This window comes from Roseateles sp., assembly GCF_036404855.1.
Classification (GTDB): domain Bacteria; phylum Pseudomonadota; class Gammaproteobacteria; order Burkholderiales; family Burkholderiaceae_C; genus Pelomonas.
The window spans coordinates 1-4,760 of record NZ_DASWYS010000218.1 but is presented as its reverse complement, the minus strand read 5'-3'; the positions used below and the strand labels follow the sequence as shown (position 1 = coordinate 4,760).

General features: G+C 70.9%; 3 protein-coding genes, 1 tRNA gene and 1 pseudogene. 3 read left to right on the top strand and 2 right to left on the bottom strand.

What is annotated here, in order from left to right:
* The 3 genes and pseudogenes from VGF12_RS14545 to VGF12_RS14535 form a co-directional block, all read left to right on the top strand.
* A pseudogene (locus VGF12_RS14545) lies at positions 1 to 351 on the top strand (efflux transporter periplasmic adaptor subunit); the annotation flags it as partial.
* Between the two features lie 4 nt (positions 352 to 355).
* Positions 356 to 2,305, top strand: a complete 1,950-nt coding sequence (locus VGF12_RS14540; protein WP_331176757.1) for a MacB family efflux pump subunit — start codon at positions 356 to 358, stop codon at positions 2,303 to 2,305.
* 98 nt (positions 2,306 to 2,403) lie between these two features.
* Complete coding sequence (locus tag VGF12_RS14535) at positions 2,404 to 2,862, top strand: hypothetical protein (protein WP_331176756.1); 459 nt, start codon at positions 2,404 to 2,406, stop codon at positions 2,860 to 2,862.
* A gap of 118 nt (positions 2,863 to 2,980) precedes the next feature.
* Here VGF12_RS14535 and VGF12_RS14530 read toward each other — a convergent pair.
* Both VGF12_RS14530 and VGF12_RS14525 read right to left on the bottom strand, forming a co-directional pair.
* Positions 2,981 to 3,057 (bottom strand) — tRNA-Pro (locus VGF12_RS14530).
* A 15-nt stretch (positions 3,058 to 3,072) separates the two neighbouring features.
* On the bottom strand, positions 3,073 to 4,760 hold a 1,688-nt coding region (locus tag VGF12_RS14525), incomplete at its 5' end, for a 3'-5' exonuclease (RefSeq protein WP_331176755.1).

Genomic DNA, 4,760 nt, shown 5'->3' with positions numbered 1-4,760 from the left:
AGCACCACCAGCGCCATCTACTACAACGGCATCTTCGACGTGCCCAACCCCGAGGACCGGCTGCGCATCAACATGACGGCGCAGTCCAGCATCGTGCTGGCACGCGTCGAGAAGGCCCTGACGCTGCCCAGCGCCGCGCTCGGTGCGCGCGCAGGCGGCGACCGCTACCGGGTGCGCGTGCTCGAACAGGGCCGCGTGGCCGAACGCGTCGTGCGCATCGGCCTGAACAACCGCGTGCGCGCTCAGGTGCTCGAGGGGCTGAAAGAGGGTGAGCAGGTCGTCACCAGCGAAGCTGGTCCGGCCGGCGCCACCAGCGCCGGCAACCAGCGCCGCGGCCCGCCGCCGTTCTGACACCATGGCATTCCTGGAGGTGCGCGGCCTGACCCGCGAGTTCCCCGCCGGCGAGGGCCATGTCGCCGTGCTCAGTGACGTCGATCTCGACATCGAGGCTGGCGAGATGGTGGCCATCATGGGTCCGTCGGGCTCCGGCAAGTCCACGCTGATGAACATCCTCGGCTGCCTGGACCGCCCCACGCGCGGCAGCTACCGCGTCGACGGCCAGGAGACCGGCACGATGGCGCCCGACGCGCTCGCCCGGTTGCGGCGCGAGCACTTCGGCTTCATCTTTCAGCGCTACCAGTTGCTGGGCGACCTGGGTGCCGTCGGCAACGTCGAGATTCCGGCCATCTACGCGGGTGCCGCTGCCGCCGCCCGGCGCGAACGCGCGCACCGGCTGCTAGCGCGGCTCGGCCTGTCCGAGCGGCTCGCCCACCGGCCGGGGCAGCTCTCCGGCGGGCAGCAACAGCGGGTGTCCATCGCCCGCGCGCTGATGAACGGGGGAGACGTGATCCTGGCCGACGAGCCCACCGGCGCGCTCGACCAGGCCAGCGGTCGCGAGGTCATGAAGATCCTCGAAGAGCTGCATGCCGACGGCCACACCGTCATCCTCGTGACCCACGACGCACAGGTGGCCGCGCACGCACAGCGCGTTATCAACATCAGCGACGGCCGCATCGTCGCGGATCACCGCCGCGCCGATGCCCGGCCGCCCGCCCAACTGCAGCGACCCGCCCCCGCACGCGCGGGCGGGGCACTCGCGGCACTGACCGGCCGGCTGGGCGAGGCCACGCGCATGGCATGGCGAGCCATGGTCAGCCACAGGCTGCGCACGCTGCTGACCATGCTGGGCATCATCATCGGCATCGCCTCGGTGGTGTCGGTGGTGGCGCTGGGTGAAGGCTCGCGGGAGCGCATCCTGGCCGACATCAGTGCCATGGGTACGAACACCATCAACGTGATGCCCGGCAGTGGATTCGGCGACCGCCGCGCCGGTGCGGTGCGCACGCTGCGCGCCGGCGACGCCGACGCACTGGCCCAGCTCGACTACGTCGACAGCGTGACGCCCTCCATCGCCGTCAACGCCGGGCTGCGCTACCGCAGCATCGACGTCTCGGCCAGCGTCACCGGCGTCGGCGAACAGTTCTTCCGCGTGCGCGGCTACACCTTCGCGACCGGCCAAGGCTTCGACGCCGACGCAGTGCGGCAGCGCGCGCAGGAGGCCGTCATCGACGACAACGCGCGCGAGACCCTGTTCCCCAACGGCGAGTACGCGCTCGGCGAAGTCATCCTGCTCGGCGCACTGCCGGTGCGCATCGTCGGCGTCACGGCCAAGAAGAGCAGCGCCTTCGGCAACGATGACGCGATCAACATCTGGATCCCCTACACGACCGCAATGAACCGCGTCAACGGCCAGGACTACCTGCAGAGCGTGGCAGTGCGCATCAGCGACAGCGTCGACAGCAGCGTGGCCGAGCAGGGCATCAAGCGGCTGCTGACCCAGCGCCACGGCAAGGAAGACTTCTTCCTGATGAACACCGACAGCATCCGTCAGACCATCGAGCAGACCACCGCGACCATCACGCTGCTGATCTCGTCGATCGCGCTGATCTCGCTCCTGGTGGGCGGGATCGGCGTGATGAACATCATGCTGGTGTCGGTGACCGAGCGCACGCAGGAAATCGGCGTGCGCATGGCGGTAGGCGCGCGACAGAGCGACATCCTGCGCCAGTTCCTGATCGAGGCGGTGCTGGTCTGCCTGATCGGCGGCGCGATGGGCGTGGCACTGGCGCTGGGCGGCGGCCTGCTCTTCGAAAAACTTGTCGGCGGCAGCTTCAGCATGAGCTTCTCGGCTACCGCCGTGCTGGGCGCCTTCGGGGTGTCGACGCTAATCGGCGTGGTCTTCGGCTTCCTGCCGGCCCGCAGCGCCGCACGACTGGACCCCGTAGAGGCCCTGGCGCGCAGCTGAGTCCGGCTCCCGGGCGGCCACAATGCACCGCACGATGGTGGCAGGGCCAGCGCGCCGGGGCGCTGGCTGGATTGCCCCTCGCACCGCCGGAGAAGGCCATGGCCACGATGGATGCCGAAAGGCTTTTCGCCGCTGCAAAGGTTCGCGATGCACGCATCATGTCCGACGCGTTCTCACGGACGTTGGCGGCCCTGGCACCGGCCAACTTCCTGCTGGTCGCGGGGGCGGCGCTGCTGTCGCTGGTCGCCGGCGCCACCGTGCTTGCCGGCACCCTGTCACCCATGCACATCGGCGTGATCGCCCTGCTGAGCAGTGCCCTCACGACGATTCACTCCAAGCTCGGCTGCGAACGGTATCAGGCCGAATGCCACCAGATGCAGAGCTGGTACAAGGGCATCGCCCAGGACTACGAGAACCTTGGCGTGCTCGACGATGGCGACGAGCTGCATGAACGCCTGCGGCAGCTCAACGACCAACTGGCCAGCGCCATGAGGAATGCCACCGTCGAGCCCTTTGCCTGGGCGCTGCGCAAGGCCCGGGAATCTGCACCCCACTGAGCCCTGCGGCCCGACAGGACGGGACGATGGCGGCAGCCGTGGCGACGGGCCCGCCGGAGGGGGCGCCGCCCGCAGAAAAAACGGCCCAGACGCCGAAACGTCTGGGCCGTGGATGGAATGGTCGGGGCGGCGGGATTCGAACTCGCGACCCTCTGCTCCCAAAGCAGATGCGCTACCAGGCTGCGCTACGCCCCGATCAAGCCTTCTATTCTAGCCCACAGGAATGAAGCGTCCGGTGCCGCTGATCAGCGCGGCCCGGACAGGCTCGCCAGGTTGCAGCGCCTGCACGGCCGCGACATAGCTGCGCATCTGCGCCAAGTAGGCCTGCTCGCGCTCGGGCGTGGCACCGAGCTTGTAGTCCAGCACCCACCAGCTGCCGTCGCGGCGCTGCACCAGGCGGTCGATGCGCTGGTCATCGCCGCCCTGCCCCACGGCCACCTCGTTGCCGGCCCAGCGCAGCTCGGCGGGGTCAAAGAACGGCTGGCATTCCGGACTGTCGAGGATGGCCCTGGCCGCCAGGGCCAGCTGCTCGCGCGACCGGGCATCGAGGCCGAATGCCTGTGCCGACGCCGCCATCAGGACGTCCAGCGACTGGGCCTGGCCCGGCGCCGACACCCATTCCAGCACGCGGTGCAAGGCCTCGCCGGTCTTGGCCTGACGGGCGTCGCGGGCCGCGGCATCGCGCACGGGGGCGTCGGGGGGCGGCAGCCAGCGCGGCAACGGCGCAAGCCGAGGCGCAGCGCTGTCGTTGCGCGCATCGGCATCCAGCGAAAAAGGCCAGGGGCGCGCCAGCGGATGCAGGCGGTCCCACCAACTGGTCGCCTGGCTGCGGCCGGGCGTGTGGCTCAGCACCAGCGCTCGACGTGCCCGCGTCAGCGCGACATAAAGACCGTTGAGTTCCTCGCGCTCGCGCTCACGGCGCTCGTCGTCGACCAGCCCCTGCAGCGACGACGGCGGTCGGGCCTCGGACGCCAGGAAGGCCGCGCGGGTCGGCGCGTGCTGGCCCACCGGCCAGTCCAGCAGCAGGCCCAGCGTCTCGGCCTTGGGCGGCGCGGCATCCGTGTCGAGCAGAAACACCACCTCGGCCTCCAGACCCTTGGCGCCATGGATGGTCAGCAACTGCACGGCATCCGGCGCCGCGGCCGGCACGAACTTGACGGGCCGGCTCTTGAGCGCCCGCACGAAGCCGTAGAGCTGGGCATAGCGGCCACCGTCCAGCTCCAGCGCCGCGTGCAGCAGCGCCTGCACGCTCTGCAGGCGCACCGCCGCGTCGGCCGCGGGCACGGCGGCGGCAATGCGTGCCAGCAGTTCGCCTTCGTCGATGATGCGGTCGAGCAGCTCGTGCGGCGTTCGCAACCGGGCCTCCTCGGCCCAGCCCCGCAGCAGGGCTTGCGCGCGCGCCAGCGCCGGGCTGAGGGACGCCAGGTCCTGCAGCGCCGCCCACCAGCTGCGCCGCTCCGCCGTAGGCCGGCCCAGCCACTCGGCGGTGCCGGCCGCCTCGGCCAGCGTCAGCAGGTCGGCCTCGGTCACGCCGAACAGCGGGCTGCGCAGCGCACGGGCCAGTGACAGGTCGTGGCCGGGTGAAGCCAGCGCGTCCAGCAGAGCCAGCAGGTCGGCCACGTCGGGCAGTTCGGCCAGCGGCTGCTCCTCGGGCGCGGCATGCGGCACGCCAGCCGCCGTCAGCGCCGCGCTGAGCTGGCGCAGCGGGTCGCGCTTGCGGGCCAGCACGAAGATGTCGCCCGGCTTGAGCTCGGGTCGTGCCCGCAGCAGACCCAGGATGGCGGCGCAGACGCGTTCGCACTCGGGCGCGCGTCGGCTGATCTCCGCCTCATGGCGCGCCTCGGTCAGGCTCGGCCGCCAGCGCAGCGGATCGGTCTCTTCCACCGGCGGTGCCGCCG

Bases quoted from the DNA above. Each gene is read 5' to 3' on its own strand.
- VGF12_RS14540 (WP_331176757.1), top strand. From the start codon at position 356: ATGGCATTCCTGGAGGTGCGCGGCCTGACCCGCGAGTTCCCCGCCGGC.
- VGF12_RS14535 (WP_331176756.1), top strand. From the start codon at position 2,404: ATGGCCACGATGGATGCCGAAAGGCTTTTCGCCGCTGCAAAGGTTCGC.